The 19,083-nt window shown below is 41.8% G+C and carries 9 protein-coding genes and 1 pseudogene; 2 read left to right on the forward strand and 8 right to left on the reverse strand.

The genetic code is table 11. The features are described from left to right. Positions 1 to 28: 28 nt before the first annotated feature. A complete protein-coding gene (locus ACGHVY_RS17650; RefSeq protein WP_390600304.1) occupies positions 29 to 1,582 on the forward strand; it encodes a LamG-like jellyroll fold domain-containing protein in 1,554 nt (517 codons plus the stop codon). A 116-nt stretch (positions 1,583 to 1,698) separates the two neighbouring features. Here ACGHVY_RS17650 and ACGHVY_RS17655 read toward each other — a convergent pair. From ACGHVY_RS17655 to ACGHVY_RS17680, 6 genes and pseudogenes are all read right to left on the reverse strand, one after another. Then, positions 1,699 to 1,966, reverse strand: a pseudogene (locus tag ACGHVY_RS17655) (hypothetical protein). A 283-nt stretch (positions 1,967 to 2,249) separates the two neighbouring features. Next, a complete protein-coding gene (locus ACGHVY_RS17660; protein WP_390600305.1) occupies positions 2,250 to 3,806 on the reverse strand; it encodes a sulfatase in 1,557 nt (518 codons plus the stop codon). A 59-nt stretch (positions 3,807 to 3,865) separates the two neighbouring features. Beyond that, positions 3,866 to 5,254, reverse strand: a complete 1,389-nt coding sequence (locus tag ACGHVY_RS17665; RefSeq protein ID WP_390600308.1) for an alpha-L-fucosidase — start codon at positions 5,252 to 5,254, stop codon at positions 3,866 to 3,868. 36 nt (positions 5,255 to 5,290) lie between these two features. Continuing rightward, positions 5,291 to 6,733 (reverse strand): sulfatase, encoded by a 1,443-nt coding sequence (locus ACGHVY_RS17670; RefSeq protein ID WP_390600310.1) that lies wholly within the window; start codon positions 6,731 to 6,733, stop codon positions 5,291 to 5,293. Between the two features lie 149 nt (positions 6,734 to 6,882). Beyond that, complete coding sequence (locus ACGHVY_RS17675; protein ID WP_390600312.1) at positions 6,883 to 8,931, reverse strand: RagB/SusD family nutrient uptake outer membrane protein; 2,049 nt, start codon at positions 8,929 to 8,931, stop codon at positions 6,883 to 6,885. Positions 8,932 to 8,946: 15 nt separating this feature from the next. Further along, a complete protein-coding gene (locus ACGHVY_RS17680; protein ID WP_390600314.1) occupies positions 8,947 to 12,117 on the reverse strand; it encodes a SusC/RagA family TonB-linked outer membrane protein in 3,171 nt (1,056 codons plus the stop codon). Between the two features lie 186 nt (positions 12,118 to 12,303). On the opposite strand from ACGHVY_RS17680, the gene ACGHVY_RS17685 reads away from it, so the two are divergent. Beyond that, the gene (locus tag ACGHVY_RS17685) at positions 12,304 to 16,404 is read left to right on the forward strand and encodes a two-component regulator propeller domain-containing protein (RefSeq protein WP_390600965.1); all 4,101 of its coding nucleotides are present in this window, start codon (positions 12,304 to 12,306) and stop codon (positions 16,402 to 16,404) included. A 71-nt stretch (positions 16,405 to 16,475) separates the two neighbouring features. Here ACGHVY_RS17685 and ACGHVY_RS17690 read toward each other — a convergent pair whose 3' ends face one another. Then, positions 16,476 to 17,777: a lamin tail domain-containing protein gene (locus ACGHVY_RS17690; RefSeq protein ID WP_390600316.1), complete on the reverse strand. Its 1,302-nt coding sequence runs from the start codon at positions 17,775 to 17,777 to the stop codon at positions 16,476 to 16,478. A 240-nt stretch (positions 17,778 to 18,017) separates the two neighbouring features. Then, the gene (locus ACGHVY_RS17695) at positions 18,018 to 19,052 is read right to left on the reverse strand and encodes a DUF4857 domain-containing protein (RefSeq protein ID WP_390600318.1); all 1,035 of its coding nucleotides are present in this window, start codon (positions 19,050 to 19,052) and stop codon (positions 18,018 to 18,020) included. Between the last annotated feature and the right edge of the window lie 31 nt (positions 19,053 to 19,083).

Below are 19,083 nucleotides of genomic sequence, written 5' to 3' on the forward strand. Positions count from 1 at the left end.
GAATGTATAACTTTAAAAAGAAAATCAGATGAAACGAATCTATACATATATGTGTCTGTTGCTTTTATCGGTATTGTCGTTTGCCGTTGCCGGTTGTGACGATGATGACGATGACGATATTGCCAAGGACCTGATAGAATTGATAGTGAATAAACCGGTGATACGTATCGGGCAGAATGAAGAGACCAAAGTGAATATAGTGGTTGGAAACGGAAATTACTCAGTGAGGAGTTTCAATACTGCTATCGCAACGGCTACGGTTTCCGGTGAGGTGATTACGGTGAGAAGCGGCTCGCAGAATGGAGCCACTACGGTGGAAGTGATGGATGGTGAAGGAGTGATTGCCAATATTTCGGTCAATGTAGGGGTCTTTGAACTGGAAGTGAATGAATCTCAAGTTACGTTGGAAGTGGGGGACGAAAAACAGTTGATTGTCAGCATGGGAAACTTCTCCAGTAATGATGAATTGTCTTATACGGTGGGTGATGAAACGATTGTCGGCATGGTCAATACTGATGTGTTCCGTCCTTTCTATACATTGATGGGGTTGAAGAGCGGACATACCACGGTGACTTTCACCGACCATAAGGGAAAGCAGGCTACGGTTCAAGTAACAGTGAATCCTATCTCTATTGATGTATCCAACCTGACTCCGAGAGTCGGTGTGAACAACAAGGTGATGATTACTGTAGAAAAAGGAAACGGAGGTTATAGTCTTACAGCGGAAGATGATGAGATAGTCGGTGTTCAGCAGGTGGATGATACCCGTTTCAATCTGATTGGTAAGAAGGCAGGTGTCACCACAGTGGTTGTCAAAGACCAGGCAGACCAGGAATTATCTTTGACTGTAACAGTGGTACTGGCAGATAGAGTGGCGAACTTGGGTAGCAGCAATTATTTCCATGTACCGTTTACGTATAATGGGGTGGCGGACGAATCGCTGAAGAGTGTGAGCACAATCACGTTTGAGGCTCGTTTCAATATTGAATCGTTGAATGGAAGCGGTGATGCGCGGATTAATACGGTGATGGGAATCGAGAAAAACTTCTTATTGCGTGTGGATGTTCATAAGGACGATAGTGATACGGAATCACGTTATCTTCAGTTGGCAGCAGACGATAAAGGTAAAATCCGATATGAAGGCTCCACTAAGATAGAGACTAATAAGTGGTATGATGTTGCCGTGGTTCTGGATGATAGCAAGAGTGGCAGTGACCGGATTGCCTTGTATGTGAATGGTGTGAAGGAAACGCTCCAATATACAAGTGGCACACCGGATGATTTGAAGAATATTAACCTGACTTCCAACTTCTACATCGGTCAGTCTGACAGCAAACGCCGCTTGAATGGTGCTATCAGTTACGCCCGTATCTGGACGAAAGCATTGACGGAACAGCAGATTGCAGACCAAAGTGGCAAGATACTGAATGAGGAAGCGGAAGGAATGATTGCCAACTGGTTGTTCAATAATGGAAACGGAAATATTAAAACATTTGTTTCTTTAGCGGACAAGAGCTTTGAAGCTGAAGCGGCAAGTGTGGTTTCTACGTGGAAAGCCGACCCGATATTGACAGTGGAATAAGAAACGAATAGAAAGAACAAAAAAGCCATCCCCGGAATAGACGAAGTAGGGATGGCTTTTTTTGTAGTGTGCTTACTATTATTCGGCAGACTATGTCCTGCTTGTTGTTGGCAAGGTTATTCCTTGACAGGCTCAGCCGGTTTGTCTTTGGATGCAGTGTCCTTTCACTACTGTATCATTGACAAAAGCGGTTGGTGCACTCAGTTCCGTTTTCACAGGCTCGTCTTTGGTTACAGTATCTTTCACTACTGTATCATTAACGATAAGTGAGGCATTAACTCCTGCCTGGGCTGTCACAGCTTCTGCGGAGTTCTGAGCCTTTACAAGGAATGAACCACCACAAACAAACATAAACATTGCTACTACTAATACTAATTTTTTCATAATCTTTTGCTTTAATGATAATTAGAAATATGTTTTCAATTCTCTACTTTTGTGTTAAGGAATTGGTTATTACTATTACATTGACTTCTAATATAGTTCAAAGTGTGTGCCAAAGAAAAAATATTCATCTAAGTTGTTGATATGTAATGTTGTAATGGTCGTTTTGGATAGAGTAGATGTGTAGAAAGCAATGGGGAATATGTGGAAAGTGTGGCGGGGAGTGTGGAATAAATCCACACTCCCCGCCACACTTTATGTTTTGAACACTCCTTTACTGAATGAACTAATTGATTTCATCCGGCCACGGACATGGCTTGCCGGTTGCTTTGACAGTTGGACGCTGTGCGTCTACTTTTCTCAGGTAGCTACCTAATTCTTTAGATAGTTTTTTCACAATGTCCGGATGCTGTATGCTGAGGTCATTACTCTCACCTATATCATTCGGGATATTGAATAATTCTTTTTTCCCGCTGCCATAATAATAAATCAATTTCCAGTCTCCGTTACGGACTGCACAGTTGAAGTTAATACCCGGTCCGTCATTTCCCCAGTTGTTGGGCATGTTCCAGAAAAGGCTGCGTCCTTTGGATGGATTACCTGTCTGTTTCAGTAAAGGCAGAAAACTGATTCCGTCTATCGGCTGGACTGTTCTATATTTCTTAATTCCTGCCATTTCGAGGATACTTGGGTAGAAGTCCTCAATCAGCAGATAGTCATCGCATTTACTGCCCGGAGCTACCACTCCCGGCCAACTGACAATCATCGGCTCGCGGATACCACCTTCGTAAGTCGAACCTTTACCACTGTTTAACGGATAGTTTTGCGTATGCAACTTTCCGTCACGCCATCCGGATTCCGAAGCAAGTCCACCGTTATCACTCATAAAGATGATGATAGTATTGTCGGCTTCTCCATTCTTCTCCAACCAGTCCATCAGGTCACCTAAGCTCTTATCCATTCCTTCGATAAGGGTGGCATAAGCGGCTTCGTGGTCGGTCATACCCTTTTTCTTGTATTTGTCGTAGAAGCGCATATCTTTATTCAAGGGAATATGAATAGCATATTGTGACATATACAGGTAGAAAGGCTGATTATATTTCTTGGCTTTGTCCAGTGCTTTGATAGCTTCCAAAGTTAATGCTTCGGTAACAAATGTTTCCGTGCCCCAATACTTTTCAAGTCCGGGGACAGCCATAAGTGAAACGGGTTTTCCGTCTTTGGTATGTCCGTAATTCTCTTCTCCGAGATAGCTGGCAAGTCCGCCGGCAGCGTGTCCGGCTATGTTTACTTCAAATCCCCAGTGATGCGGATCTTCTCCCGGAGTGTCTATGGCACCAAAGTGTGCTTTTCCGCAATGAATGGTATGATAACCGCTGTCTTTTAGGATTTGTACAAAAGAAGTTCCTACAAAGGTGTTGTTCGTACCGGGCACTTGACTGACCCCGTTATAGTTCCAGTCGGGAATAGCCAGCAGATTGTCTTTGCGGTCTGTCATCGTATTCTTTTGCAGTGTCCAGTTGGTTACGCGGTGGCGTGCCGCATTTGTTCCGGTGATGAGGCTGCATCGGGTGGGAGAACTGATACTGCTGGCATACGCTTGGGTAAACATCATTCCTTGGCGTGCCAACCGTTCCATGTTCGGAGTCTCGTACAGCTCGTTGTAATGCGTTTTTTGTGTCCAAAAAGGAAGTGAAGTGTCCTGCCATCCCATATCATCCACCATAAAGAGGATAATGTTCGGGCGTTTGTCCGTACGTTCTGTCTGTACGTTGCTTTGTGCTTGCAGGCTGGTTGCTGCGAGGGGCACAAGTGCGAGGGGGAATAGTTTCTTTTTATTCATGGGGGAATTATTAAGTTTTATCTTTATGTATTCTTGACTGTTCAATTCTCGGAATTTGTTTATTTAGCGGAATAAACACTAAAATTGATGATGTCCGGTAATGCGATAGACTTGAGAATGGTAAGTCTTAGTTCGGTTGTTTCTATCGGCTCAAACTTTTCGATACGTTTGTGTCCAATGGATTCTCCTGAACCGACTGTTTTCCATTTTCCATTTATTCTTGCTTCTATCTTATATTGGCGGACACGTTCTCCATTCTTTATATTTTCTTGGATGATACAGTAACTTACGGTTTGTTTCTTTCCGAGGTTTAGAGTCAGGATCTTTTTTTGTCCTGACGTTTGCGCAATGGGCGAGGAAAAACGGCGGTCTATTTCTTCTCCCATCTCTTTCAGTCGTTGTACGTCTCCGGCAGGGATAAGCCCGGTGGGGTCGGGGGTTAATCCGAGGATAAGGGTGGCATTTCGTCCTACGGATTTTTCATATTTATCCATCAGGACGTCCAACGGATAAATATTATTCTCGTCATCCGGTTCCCAAAACCATTCATGACGTCCATTCGCTCCCCTTAATGGCGTGTCCGCCATAGCGGGCACCCAGTACTTTCCATCTTTGTCACCGTGTTTCAACAGTTCTAATTGGTCGATGTTGCTTTCTATGCGTTTATGGTGTGAACAGGGAACTGGAAAAGTAGACCAGCAGGGATATTCTACCGTACCCGTTTCCGAGCCTCCCCAACGGAAGTCAGCACGGTCGATATTATGATAGAAAAGACATTCCGGTTGGTATTTGTTTACGATTGGTTCTACGTTGGGACCATCGTTACGCGGGTCATCGGCTCCACCGTCAAACCATATCATATAGAGGTCGCCATAACGTGTACAAAGCTCTGTTACCATTTTCTCACAAAGGCGTTTGTACCATGTCTGACGGTTCCGGGCAAATTCCCCCTCACCTTCAGCCTTGAAGTTGTGTATTCCCAATAGGGAATTCCAGCGGATACCTACGTAAATACCTGGTTGAATGCCATATTTACGACAGGAATTGACGAAATCATGGACTATATCCCCTTTTCCGTCTCTCCACTTGACAGCTTTCAGGCAGTACGGGTTGACATCGCTTTGCCAAAGCCCGAATCCGGTTTCATGGGTGGCTGTCAGTACGGCAAACTTGCATCCGGCTGCTTTGGCGGCTTGTACCCATTGATCGGTATTTAATTCTGTCGGATTGAATATGTTATAGTCTTCAATAGGATTGATACGGTTGTTGCCTTGGCCATAGCGGATACCATCAAAGACATGCAAATCATAATGAAACACGGCTCCCAATTCGGCTTCGTGCCATTTTAGCTGGTGAGGTTTGGGAGTGGGGATTATTTTCCCCTGTTTTTGGGCAAAACAGTCAATTGTACAAAAGAGTAAGAGGTAAATAAGATATTGTTTCTGCATGGTTTAATTTGTTATGGGGTAAGATAATAAGATTATTTAGAGGTCTATGTAATTAGCGAATGAATCATTGGTCTGGATAAGCCAAACCTTCAGCTTTTTATTGAGTTGCCGGACTAATTGGGGGGATTGTCCGGCGATATTATTCATTTGATAAAGGTCTTTTGTGCGATCATAAAGAATAGTTTCATCTATTACACCGTTACTTGCATGAACTACAAATGTATGAGTTGCCGTGCGTAACCCGCGATAGCCGATGGAATGATTATTATATTGTATATAATAATATGGTTGTACAATCTCTCTCTTACTTTTGCAGAGAATCTCACGAGATAAATCGAACGTTTGTACTGTTTCGGGAATCTTTTTTTGGAATCCCATCATAGATAAAAGAGAAGGGTATAGGTCGGCAAAAGCAATCATTAAATGATCATCTCTGCGTGGTTCTATCTTCTTGGGCCAGGATATGATCATCGGAATTCGCATTGATTCTTCAAAAAAGATATCCTTTCCCGCATTGTTATGGGCACCCATGCAGATACCATGATCGGAAGTGAATACCACAATTGTATTGTTGAAGAATCCGTTGTTCTTGAGAGCTTCTATGATACGTCCCACATGTTCGTCCACTCCTGTGATACAGGCGTAGTAATTGCGTATGTTATTTCTGAAATAGTCGCCCATTTCAGTGCCTTTGGGCGGTATGTCCGGGCGGTTTGCACAAAGTGCTTCTACATCAAGGTCTTTATACATATCCTTGTATTTGTCGGGCACTAATTCGTAACCTGTATGCGGAGGGTTCATTGAAACGACTAAAGCAAAAGGCTGTTTGCTCTCTTTTTGTTTTTGAATATATTCGATGGCTCTATCTGCTTCATAGGCAGGCCCCCACTGGTTGACATAGTAAAAACTGTCTCTTGGAGTAGTCGTATTCCAGTACATCGGTTTCAGGTGGTTGTCGTATGTTCCGTAAGCTATCCAATGTTCAAAGCCATGGCGGCGTTCGGGAGAACACCATTCGTTCCACGCTACTTTCCCTTGATTGTTATAGGTATTGACATAAGGTTTGTAAGGGGAATCCAAATGCCATTTGCCGATATATCCGGTACGATAATTCATGCTTTTCAATACATCACTCCAGCAATAGGCGTCTTGTGGAAGTTCCACTCCATAAGGTGCAGTTTGTGAATTACAGTTACTTGTAACTTTGTTGTGTGGTGGATACATGCCTGACATTAACATGGCTCGTGCAGGAGATGAAACCGGATAACTGCTGATTGCATTAGTAAATAGAATACCTTTGGAAGCTAGATTATCCAGACAAGGAGTTTTCACCGGCTCTTTACCAATACAGCCGAGAGCGTCACCCCGACATTGGTCAGCCATGATGAAAAGAAGATTAGGAGATGGCTGGGCAATAACAGACAGCGACGAAAATACAGTTCCGCTGACAAATTCCAGAAGGTAAATTATCTTTTGCATGGTGACGTTTATAATGGGTAAAGATACATATATTATTTCATGTATTGTAATAGGGAGGTAAAGTTATTTTAGTGAAAGACAACTTTTCCTCCCTGATGCTGATGCAAAACTCGGTACTCTTTGTTATTGGCTGAGAACCGACTTGGTTTCTAATCGCCTACAGGCAATGTACCGTCATTCTTGCTCCATCCCGGATTTTGATAGATACTGGAACTGTCAAAGTCACCAGAACCGGCTATTGCGGTCGTTAAGCGGAATTCCCGGTTACTTATTGGGTATAAGTATTTGGCGGTATTCCAGTTAAGCCCGTCAAATCCTATATTTGCTTTATTTTTACGGTAGGGTAATAAATATTTTCCTTCTGCGTATTGGTCATTGCGTGATGAAACGTTGGCTGTTTCTTCCGTAGTTCCATATTCTGTCAATGTCATTTTCGCAAGTGTGGAAGCAGCATCTTCGGGTTGAGGATTTGTGTACAGCAGGTAAATGCTTTCCCAGAAATTACATCCCTGAATATGTATATTCTTTACTTGGTCAAGAGCTCTCCAACGTTTTAAGTCATTCATACGATGTCCTTCGGCAGCCAATTCTATCCGACGTTCACGACGGATATTGTATAATGTAGTATTCACTTGGGTTCCGGTTGAATAACTTCCCCAATCATTCTTTTCTTTTTCCATGATTGTATTATCAATTGTATTCTGATAGTCTGTATCTACACCGGCACGAGTACGGAGAGCTTTCCAATAAGTGTCACAGTTACCCTGTAAATTGCCATGTAATTCGTAGTATGCCTCCAGATAATTCAGATAAGCTTCTGCTGCGCGGAATATAGGACATCCGGTGTAAGACTCTTTAGTGGTCTGCATGCTGCCGGAAGTATTTAAGCCTTTGCGAAGACAGTAACCAGTAGCATTGCTGTTTTCAACCTGTCCTTCGAAAATCGGAGCCCGATAGAAATAACCTTTACCGTCATTTTTTATGTACTCTATCAAGTTGGGACCGTCAGATAAGAGATCTCCGGTTTTAAGGATGGTTTGCTCCATGCGAGGATCTCTGTTGGTGAATAGATCCTCATAAGAACCGTCACCTTGATAGTCGGAGTTGTCGGCATAAATCGGCAAACCGTTTTTCATCAGGTAGGAGTCTACCATTGAGCGTGTGAAAGCAACATTTCCGCCACCGTTACGCTGTAGATAACTTACTACAAAATGATAGGAAGTTGCTTCAGAATTCAAACTATATTTGCGCCATAACAAAACTTCATTCATACCACTCAAATCTATTGAGTTGAACATTGCAGCATAATCGTTATTTAATATAGGATGAGCTTTGGCCACGATGTCGGCAGCTTCGACAGCTTGCTCCAGAAAGTATCTGATTTCGGAATCAATGTTGATATTGAAGTCTTTCAGATAATCCATAGTAGCGCCGGGCCAGCCGGGACCACCGGGAACAAATGCAGTACCTTTATGATATTTTTCCCAGGTGCCTTCAAATAAGGCTACGCGGCTTTTTACCAAGGCTGCACAATCCCGATTCAGACGGTTGGTTACAGGAGCGGTGGGCAACATATAGTTGTAGGCATTATCCAGATCAGAAAGAATGAAACGGGCTACCTCGTTACGTGGACGGCGTTTGGATGCTTCGCGTATAACATCATAATCGTCGGACACCACTTCTTTTATAATAGGGAAATCTCCTAGATTTCGCAATGCCATAAAATAAATATAGGCACGGAAAAAGTAGACTTCACCGATATAATGTTTGATATTTGCATCATTACCCGTGATTTCTCCATTCTCAAAACGTTTGGGGACATTCTGCAGGAAATAATTGGTTGCACGAATTTTTCGGAAGTATTTATACCAAAGATTTTCTTCACCAACATAGGATTGTCCTTTTACAAGCAATTTGTTGGGTGTGTCAGCTGTTTGGTTGTCAGTCCCGTTGTCATCATCAAAGAGTCCCATGTTATAACTGCCTGAACCATGTGACGGAAGAATATTTCCATATTCGTCATTATTTTCATTTTCGCTGTCATTATAGAATTTCGCGGCATAAGCGGCTAGGTCTGATTCAGAATAAAGATAGACTGTTGTACTTACACTTGTAATTGGTTCACAGTCCAGATAGTCGTTACATGAGGCGAATATGCCTGATGCGACCATGAATGTATATAATAATATCTTTTTCATATGCGTTCTGATTGTTTAGAAAGTTGCATTAATACCAAATGAAATTGTGCTTTGGAGCGGGTATGTCTTACCGGAAAATTCATCTCCATAAACAGAATAAGTTGTTTCCGGATCAAATCCTCCTGGCAAACTGCTAATGGTCAATACATTTTCTGCACTGACAAATACACGTAGATTCTGCATACATAGTTTGTTGATAATCTGCTTAGGCAATGTATATCCTATTTGAATATTTTTAAGGCGTGCATAGGCACCATTTTGTAAGTAGCGGGTCTGTACTTTTTGGTTCATATCTTTGCCCATGTAAATTCTGGGGAAATAGGCGTTTGTATTGGGGCCAAATACAGAATTTGTATTTTCCGGACGGTAATAATCCAAATGTTCTTTGAAACCTGTTGATTGCCATTCACCACCGGAAAGTCCCCAAAACATAGCTCCTGTCAAAGCTAGGTCCCGTTTGGCCACTCCCTGCCAGAACATACTGAAATCTAAACCTTTCCATTCTAGCCCCAAATTGATTCCGAAACGGAAGCGCGGAGTGGAGTTACCGATAATTTTGCGGTCTCCCGGATCATCTACGGTATTGGCTCCTTCATTGATTACGTTATCATTATTCAAGTCGGTATACATAATGTCACCTTCACCCCAGCCTGAACCCCAGGAAGGATTGTTCTTGGCTGTCCATTCATCCATTTCTGCTTGGCTTTTGGCAATGCCATGAGTTACATATCCCCAAATTTCTCCCAGTTCCTGCCCTTCATAATAGGTTTTAATTGATTTGTCCGCATTGGGATATTTGTCTACGAAAGAACGTGAGTCGGCAATATTGAATCCTACGTTGTAGTTGACTTGCCCTATTTGGTCGCGCCATGCTACAGCTAGTTCCCAACCTTTTGTGCGGAGATTGGTATTGTTGGTTTGTGGCATACCTGTTCCATAGATACCTGCTATTTCAGATGCGGGACCTACCATGTCAAGTGTTTTACGGACAAAGTAATCGAAGTTGACTGTAAGACGGTTACGCAGCATGCCCAAGTCGAAACCGACATTCAGTGATTTAACGGTCTCCCAAGTCAGAGAACTGCTGATTGTTCCTGGAACATTCGCGACAGACGGTTTGGAATCTCCCATTAACCAGCTTCCGCCGTTAGCTTTGACGGTCTGTAGTAAGTACATAGGATAATATGATTTTGTGTTTTGATTTCCTAATGTACCCCAGGAGAAACGTGGTTTTAATTGGTTAATGATATCTTTGTTTACAGAAAAGAACTCTTCAGCGGCTATATTCCAGCCTAAAGAGAAAGAACCGAACACTCCCCAGCGTTCTTTGCGCAGGAAGCGTGAAGAACCGTCATAGCGTAAGTTTGCCGCAAAGAAATATTTGTTAGAATAATCGTAGTTGATACGACCAAAGAAACCTGCTGTCGCCCATGAATACGCACTTGCTTCATTGATAACATCCTCTCCGGTAGCTGAACCGATTTCCGGAACATTTTCCGAAATCAAGTCCATACGTTTGACTGATAAATAGCGATTGTTGTATTTTTCAGTATTGACACCGACCATGAGTTTAAACATATGTTGGTCGATGGAGAAAGAATAATCAGAATATAAACTGGTAGTCAGATGATTGGCTTTTGTCCAATGCTGCATGGCACCGGTTTGTCCCGCAGTGTAATTTGAACCATATGAAAGTAACAGCGGTTCATTCTCTACATTATATTCATAAACTTTGTTCAGATTTTGTCTCTTTAGTTGGCTGATAAGGCGTAAACCTGCATTTGCATAAATATTCCAACCTTTCATCGGGTGAAATACTAATTGGCCTTGCAGATATACATTATCATTGCTGGTTTTCGAACGGCTGCCATTTGTCAATTGTGCTAATTTGCCGTTACGCATATAGTGTCCGTTCGGGTCTTCAAATGGCATGGTAGGCCACATACGTACAATATCATGATAAAGCAAACCGTCCAAATCGGTATAGAATGGATTATCGAGGTCGGTATGTACATATTTGGTGTTAACCTCAATATCCAGCCATTTGTACGGTTGTGCATTGAATTTGGCGTTTGTAGAAATGCGGTCATATGTATCTTCACCAAAACGTAAATTTCCGTCTTGATTTAAATAATTGGCAGAAACATAATATTGGCTTTTGTCAGTACCGCCACTTATATTCAGATTGTGTTCATGTGCCCATGACCATTTATATTGTTTTTTGTACCAGTTTACATTGTCATTGGCTTTTTCATGGAATTGCCAATTGCCGTTAGAATTGGCAACAGTGCTGGTGCTGATTTCTCCGTTCATATATTTTTGGATACGATCCATGGTGTCTGCGTCAAAAATGGGATTGGGGGAGCCGGAGTTTGCATTACCTTCATTGAAATAATTGGCAAACTGCCATGAATTCATTAAGTCGGGCAGGTGGTTGGGACCATAGTAGCGGGCATTTCCCGAATAAGTGACGTTGATTTTTCCTGCTTTTCCTTTTTTGGTTGTAATTAGGATTACGCCAAAGGCGGCACGGGAACCATAAATGGAACTTGATGCGGCATCTTTCAAAACAGAAATAGATTCTACATCGTCAGGGTTCAGATTGTTCATATTTCCCTCAATTCCGTCGATTAACACTAAAGTTGCTGCATTGGAACCTTGTGATATGGTACCAGTGCCACGAATGTTGATATCTAGTGTTTGTCCTAATTCACCACCCCGATTTCCGACAGACAGATTTAGACCGGGAACTGTACCTTGCAGAGATTGTCCTAAGTTGGTTACCGGACGTGAATCCAGCATTTTAGTATCTACGGTTGCTACGGCATCGGTCAGGTTGGCTTTTCTCTGGGTACCAAATCCTACTACAACCACTTCGTCCAATGTCTGGGTGTCTTCATCCAAGGAAATAGAATATTGTTTTTCAGAAGTGATTTTAATCTCTTTAGTTTGATAACCTATATAGGATATGACTAGCATATTTCCTATCTGAACATTAGTAAGAGTAAACTTACCATCGAAATCGGTAATCGTTCCATTGGTACTTCCTTTTACTATTACGCTGGCACCAATAATGGGCTCATTGAGCTTTTTGTCAGTGACCATACCTTTAATGTTGATTTGCTGTGCATACATGATATTAATGCTGAGCAACAACATGATGAGTAATGATTTAAGTCTTCTCATTGCATTTTGATTAAAGTTGAACATAAGGTTGTTATATTACAAATGCAAAAGTACGTGAATAAGAATTTTCAGGATATGCATATTCTTTTCATTGAGTATACATGTTTAATTCAAACATTATTTCTTTATAACTTTTTTTTGTGTATTCGGTTATAAATTAGTTTATTTGCATCAAAACAAAAAATGATGAAATACTTAAATCTAATTCTTTTTATTTTGATTATAAGTAGTTGCCCGATAAATCTTGTGCATGCTTTTTTTGACAAAGACATTCGTTTACTGACGATGCAGGATGGTCTGGCTGATAATACAATAACTTCCATATATAAAGATGATGATGGATTTATGTGGTTCGGAACCAATGACGGGATAAGCCGTTATGATGGCAGGACTGTCAGAAATTTCAAACCGCAGGAAAGCTACATCCCGAATTCTGTTATTGTGCGTTTGTCTCATGATTATCTGGGGGTCGTTTCCAATGGTACTTTTCATGTTTACAACCGGAAGCGGGAAGCTTTTATTCCTGTATCTTCTGCTTCTAGGATGGAAAAAATTACCTTCAATCATGTATTACCTATTGATGAATCTTCTTTTTGGGGAGTAACCGGAAATAGATTGTTGTTATGTCGATGGAAGGATCAGGAAGAACCGGAAAGGAATACGGTTACTGTCCGTATTGAGTTGCAAAAAGAGTACGATTTGTTGTCAGAACAAAATGGTTTCTTTAGTGCTATTTGTTATGATGGGGAAAATAAGAACAGAATTTGGTTGACAACTAATAAAGGGGACTTGTTTTTATTCTGTACGGATACTTCGGAAATATATAAAAAAGTCTCACTAGATAATGGAAAAGCATTGCAAATCACTTCTGTTTTGAGCAGGCAAGGGATTATATGGGTTTCGACTTTGGCAAGAGGAATTATTCGTTATCATACATGTACGGGGCATATTGACCGTATTTCTTATGGTGGAACGGGAAAAGAAAATCTCCTTTCCCATACAGATGTTTATGAAACTATATATATCGGAAATAACCGTTATTTGGCAGCTACATGGAGTGGTTATACTTTACTGATGCCAGATGGAGAAAAAAAGGAGGAATTGACTTCAGAGGTATATAACTACACTTATACGCAAATTCATCGGAATCTTGAGACTAGGATGATTTCTGCCTTTTATGATCCGAATGGTGTTTTGTGGATTGGTACCAATGGCGGTGGAGTGATGTATTCGGACTTGAGATCCCAGTTTTATAACCGCTATTATCAGGACAGGCATAATGAAATATGTAGTGTGCTTATGGATGATGAACGGCATATATGGTTGGCTACCTTTCATAAAGGGATAATGCGGAGTGATACACCGTATATTCAAAATGGAAAACTTTGTTTTTCGGCAATGAATGTTAAAAAGGAGAAGTCTGAAGAGACGATATTATGTGCGTCGAAAGATTCCGCTGGAAACCTTTGGTTTGGAAATAAGAATGGTATGCTGACTGTTTATAACACCCAATCCGGTAAGTTTATAAACCAGTCTTTGGTAATAGACGGAGCTGTCAACAAGTTTCCTGTATGGGCTTTGTATATGGATAAGAAAGAACGGCTTTGGATAGGTACGGAACACGGACTCCTTTTATATGAACTGCAGACAGGGACTTGTGTGAGATTGCCGATAGAGCGTTGGCTGAATGAGAAAGGGGCTATTTGGGTACGTGCTCTTGCCCAAACAGAAGATGGAACAATATGGTTAGGGACAAGTGAACAGGGAGTGTGCAGGATTTTAGAATCAGCTTCCGGTGATATGGCAGTTCGTAAAGGCTATGAGGAAAGTCTTAAGCTTGATTACTATTCGGTGCGTTCATTATTAGCGTCTTCAGATGGAAACTTATATATTGGCTATACTGATGGTTTTGCCATTCTTTCGCCTTCTCAAGATACAATTTGTGAATTTTATACAACTGCTGACGGATTGTGTAGTAACTTTGTCGGATGTATCGTGGAAGATGGTAAGGAGCATATCTGGTTGGGTAGTAATTCGGGAATATCACGTTATAGCCGCCATCAACATCTTTTTTACAACTATTATATAGCAGGGAGTAATCGTTCTGCGCTGTTCAGTTGTGGTACTTTGTTTTTTGGTAATAATCAAAGTCTGACTTATTTTGATCCAAATGAAATAGATACTTGGCCGAATAATGAGCGGGTCTTGATTACAGGTTTGGAAGTTGATAATCGCTCCGTTGAAATAGGAAAAGAGATAAATAATCAGATTGTGCTTGACAAGATGATTTCTTATACAGAACAGGTGATATTGAATAATGCTAACCGGGATATTGCTTTAATATTTAATAATTTGTCTTATTCCAACGAACAGCAGAAATATAACTATCGGCTTTTACCTTATCAGGAGAGTTGGTTGATATCTGATGATGGAGAAAAGGCGGTATATACCAATTTGGCAGCCGGAGATTATGTATTTGAAGTCAGGAGCATTTATCCGGACGGGCAGGCAGGTCCTGTGACTTCTTTGAAAATAGTAATTCTTCCTCATTGGAGTAACACTTTAATTTTTCGTGTTTTCATACTCTTATTGGTGTCAGTTGGAATAATGTATTGCATACGGTTGATGAAAATGCGTCAAAAGCGTCTGGAACGTGAAATGCAGATGAAACATGAACTACTGACCGTCAATATGGAACGTGAGAAAGAACACCAGATACGTATGGAACGTGAAAACTTTTTTACGGGAGTTGCTCATGAATTGCGTACTCCGCTAACTTTGATTCTTGCTCCATTGCAGGAATTGATAAAACAAGGTACCGTGTTGGAGCCTTTTTATAAAAAGTTGCGGATCATGTACGAGAATGCCACTTCGTTACATACTTTGGTTGATCATTTGTTGTATGTGCAAAAAATAGATGCTGGGATGGTAAGACTTCGGGTATCGGAAGTAGATCTGATACAATTGATAAAAAATGTATCGGAGTCATTCCGGCAAATGGCAGAAATCAGAGGTTTACATTTTGAGGTAAACTTACCAGACAGACAACTTCTGTTTTGGGTGGATGAGAGTAAGATATTTTCTGCTGTGCAGAATCTTCTTTCAAATGCTTTTAAATATACGCCGTCTTTGGGAGGTAGTGTCTTACTTTCTGTTTCTTATGTGGTAAAAGATGGAAACGGCTATTGTCAGATAGCCGTTTCGGACACGGGGGTGGGAATATCGAAAGAACTGCAAAAACATGTTTTTGAGTCATTCATAACAGGAGAGAATATGCCAGAAGTTTCGACAAAAATAGGAATCGGACTACATATTGTGAAAAACACGATGGATTTGCACCATGGTCTGGTCACGTTGGAAAGTGTGCCGGGGGAGGGAAGTACATTTGTATTGTATATCCCTGAGGGGAAAGAGCATTTCTTAAAGGATACTTGTGAGTGGGTAGATTGTCAGCGGGAAGAAGTGGAACAATCGAGTGGCTTGAAAACTGAGTTGTTTCTGCAAACTTCGGAAAATGAAATGCAGAATGTAGCGGCAAAGAAAAGCCTGTTAATCATTGAAGATAATGAAGATGTCCGCGAATACATTCGGAGCTTGTTTATTTCCAAATATACGGTATATGAAGCCGGCAATGGTGAAGAAGGTGTACACATGGCGAAAGAAAAGCTTCCCGATTTGATTATTTCCGACGTGATGATGCCTGTAAAAGACGGTTTTACTTGTTGTGAGGAAATTCGTTCACAACAAGAGACAGCACATATTCCTATCTTGATGCTGACAGCAAAAGCAGAGGATGCAGACATTCTGCAAAGTGCGCGTAGCGGGGCGGATGATTATATGATGAAGCCTTTCAACCCTGAAATCCTGAAAGCGAAAGTCGATAACTTGATTTTGCAGCGTGAACAGTTGAAGAGGATTTATACCAAAGCCTTGATGCTGAAACAGAAATCGGAAGAGGGGGAACAGGAAGATACCTTTCTGTTACAATTGATTCATGTCATAGAGGCGAATATTCCTAATGAGAACTTCAATGTCAAGATGTTGGCTGAACAACTGAATATGAGCCAGCCTACATTATATCGTAAAGTAAAGCAGCGTAGTGACTTGTCTGTGATAGACATGATCCGGAGCATTCGCATTAGTAAAGCCGCTTCGTTGATTCTTGAAAAACAGTACTCGATTCAGGAGATTACGGAGATGGTCGGTTATTCGGATACCCGTACGCTTCGCAAGCATTTTACGGAACACTTCGGGGTGTCGCCTTCTAAATATATAGGAGAGAAATAAGCATACCGGATGCATGTCTTGTGCCACCACGTTGGTACAAGCATGCCAATAGAAAGGTCTTGAGAGTGAACCTATTTTTGTGAGTTTGGTATCCCCGGCGTTCCCCCTGTCAGTGCCTTGGATGAATGCCAGTTCTTCCGGGTTGAGGAAGACAGTTCCGGTGAAACCTTCTCAAGGGATATGCCTTGATGTCTTTTATCACCGGAACTGTGCATGGATTCAAAGTAACTGCATTTGTCAATAAGCCGTGACTTTTCCTCGTTAGTCATTATAGCGAGATAACTGTCTTCGTTGGTCAGTTTTGGAAAGTTAGCTATTCCGATGATTGTCTCTCCATTAGTCTTGTGCTTTTTGATGAGGGTAGCGGCTGATTTCGTAAGGCATATATAGCTGTAAGGGGGAACGCTTATTTCCTGATTGCCGTCTGTCTGTTGCAGGATAACGGTAGACTTGGTGGTTGTGGTGTTCGCCCCTGCATCTACATATCTCATAAGTTTTAATGACGGGACAGAGACGGTAGAACCGGATGGGTTATAGAGTTCTATATATTCTGTCCCGTCTGTTGCATTATCATACATAACTTCGTTGAACAATAAAATCCCTTTTACTTCTGCCGGATAATCAGGCGGAATGGGGACAGGGTCTGCGGGGGTATCCGGTTCATCCGGTGTCCCGTCGGGTTTTGTCGTTGTTTCTACATCGTTCGATAACTGTACATGATGGAAAGTGATGCCTTTGCAGCGGGTTTGGGTATAAATACAGTATATTCCGCAGCAGGAAGAGTTTTGGATACTATTGTCCTTCACTTGTTTTTCTTTGGTATATTCATCCTCGGATTCCAGGCGTGTCCAGAAAGTCCAGTAGCCGTTGTTGTCACACTCTACTTTTATATATAACTTCGGTGAGTTGTTTCCTTTCATCAGTTCCCTTCCCGAAGCCAGAAGTTTGGATTGTTCTCCATTCTGGCGATAAAGCGCTACGTTGTCTTTGGCTCCGCCTATTTGGATATAATAACCGTTCAAACTGCCGGAAAGTACGTTGGAAGAAGAGGTCAGGTAAAATCGGGTATAATTGTTGGCGGACGGATTAAAAGTAAGGCGTACTCCGAATTCCCAACGGGTGTTTTTTACGGAAGAAGAAGGGAAGGTGGCGTAGGCAGTTCCTGCATCTTCCTGCGGGTCATTCAGGCGGATTCCTTCTATGGCATTGATGGTGAATTTGTCCGTTTCCCCTTCCCATGGAAGTTCGGATGTGATAGTATCTTCTCCTTCGGGATTTTCTGCCGCTTCGTCATCGGCAGGGAGTGAGCAACTTTGGAATAAAAGGACCAAAAGGTTTAGGGATATGAATATAAGTGTTTTGTAGATTCTCATACGGTTATATATAAAGTAGTTTTCATTAACCGTATTTGTTTGTGTATAACGCAGAGGCAATTGCGGCTTATTTATCTATTTGTGTGAACAAAGATATGGCTTTTTGTTGAATAAATGAAAATTATTGCTTTTTGTTTTTTATGGATATGGGAAATAACAATCAGGGATTGTCGGAAGCTGCTTCTGTTTTACAGGTTTCCGATAAAATCCCTGACTGATTGAATGTGTGGAATAGGGAGGTTATTCGAAGCGTGGCATTACATATTTATCCGTGTAGGAAGTGAAAGTAACACCCGGCATAGGATGAACACTCGACTTGTTTTCCAATGCTTTAATCAGTGAATAATCATTGGCATTCAATGCGTAGTAATTATCGGAAGCCGGAGTAGTCACCCGGACAGTCCAGTCGAACATATTGCCTATGATTGTCAGCGCGTCCGTTTCGGGATTGAACATCGGGATACCTGTCTTCACTACCTCATAAGTACGATTGTTCAAGACATAAAACACATTGTTGACGTCTGTCATAAAAGCGAGCGTCTTTTTATTTCTGAATTCCGTCAGGTACAAGTGTTTCAATGCCAGTCCTTCGGGCAACGTTATGGCACGGACATACGGACGACCTTTCACCTGTTTCAGATGGAACAGACGACGGTCGGCATCCAGCAGAAGATACCCTTCGTCATACTCTTTTTTCACTGTCGGATTTCCTGCTATCTCCGTAGCGGGGAAACAGAACCCTTTTTTCGTCATAGCTTCCGTGAACTGAAGGCTCTTGTCTGCTTTCACACTGTTGGTAGCCATGTCGATAAAATCAATCCCTTTGGAAGTAATGCGGAACACATCATCCGGCATCTTCAGGTCTACACGACCGGACATGGATTCCAGCAAGGGATAAAGCCCGATGGAAGGTGCATTGATATCCGAAGGGACACTGCGGAAATTGAAGTTCTCCGTCTGCACCAGCTTGGGGGTAACTGCTATCCCTTTAATCGTATCCGGGAAACGCTCGTCGGACATTAACTGACGGAAGTAGAACATCGGCAGGATACTGTCGAAAGCAGCTTCCGAGTAGACATTGCCTGCGAGGTCGCGGCGCACGGTTCCTTTTCCGTCTTCTTGTCCCATCAGGACGAAGTCACCAATCACGAAACTATATAACGTAAAAGGGGACTTCTCCGGCTTTACGACAAAGAAATTGTAGCACCAGGGCAACTGCCATAGAAGCAGAAAAGCAATGGTGACATATAATAATATGGTACTGAAACGTCTCATCTTTAATTCTTCATTATTAATTTTTCATTCT

Source organism: Bacteroides sp. f07 (assembly GCF_042854785.1).
GTDB lineage: Bacteria > Bacteroidota > Bacteroidia > Bacteroidales > Bacteroidaceae > Bacteroides.

What these genes read in the sequence shown, in the direction of transcription:
- ACGHVY_RS17650 (WP_390600304.1), top strand. Translation starts at nt 29, where the DNA reads ATGAAACGAATCTATACATATATGTGTCTGTTGCTTTTATCGGTATTG.
- ACGHVY_RS17660 (WP_390600305.1), bottom strand. Translation starts at nt 3,806, where the DNA reads ATGAATAAAAAGAAACTATTCCCCCTCGCACTTGTGCCCCTCGCAGCA.
- ACGHVY_RS17665 (WP_390600308.1), bottom strand. Translation starts at nt 5,254, where the DNA reads ATGCAGAAACAATATCTTATTTACCTCTTACTCTTTTGTACAATTGAC.
- ACGHVY_RS17670 (WP_390600310.1), bottom strand. Translation starts at nt 6,733, where the DNA reads ATGCAAAAGATAATTTACCTTCTGGAATTTGTCAGCGGAACTGTATTT.
- ACGHVY_RS17675 (WP_390600312.1), bottom strand. Translation starts at nt 8,931, where the DNA reads ATGAAAAAGATATTATTATATACATTCATGGTCGCATCAGGCATATTC.
- ACGHVY_RS17680 (WP_390600314.1), bottom strand. Translation starts at nt 12,117, where the DNA reads ATGAGAAGACTTAAATCATTACTCATCATGTTGTTGCTCAGCATTAAT.
- ACGHVY_RS17685 (WP_390600965.1), top strand. Translation starts at nt 12,304, where the DNA reads ATGAAATACTTAAATCTAATTCTTTTTATTTTGATTATAAGTAGTTGC.
- ACGHVY_RS17690 (WP_390600316.1), bottom strand. Translation starts at nt 17,777, where the DNA reads ATGAGAATCTACAAAACACTTATATTCATATCCCTAAACCTTTTGGTC.
- ACGHVY_RS17695 (WP_390600318.1), bottom strand. Translation starts at nt 19,052, where the DNA reads ATGAGACGTTTCAGTACCATATTATTATATGTCACCATTGCTTTTCTG.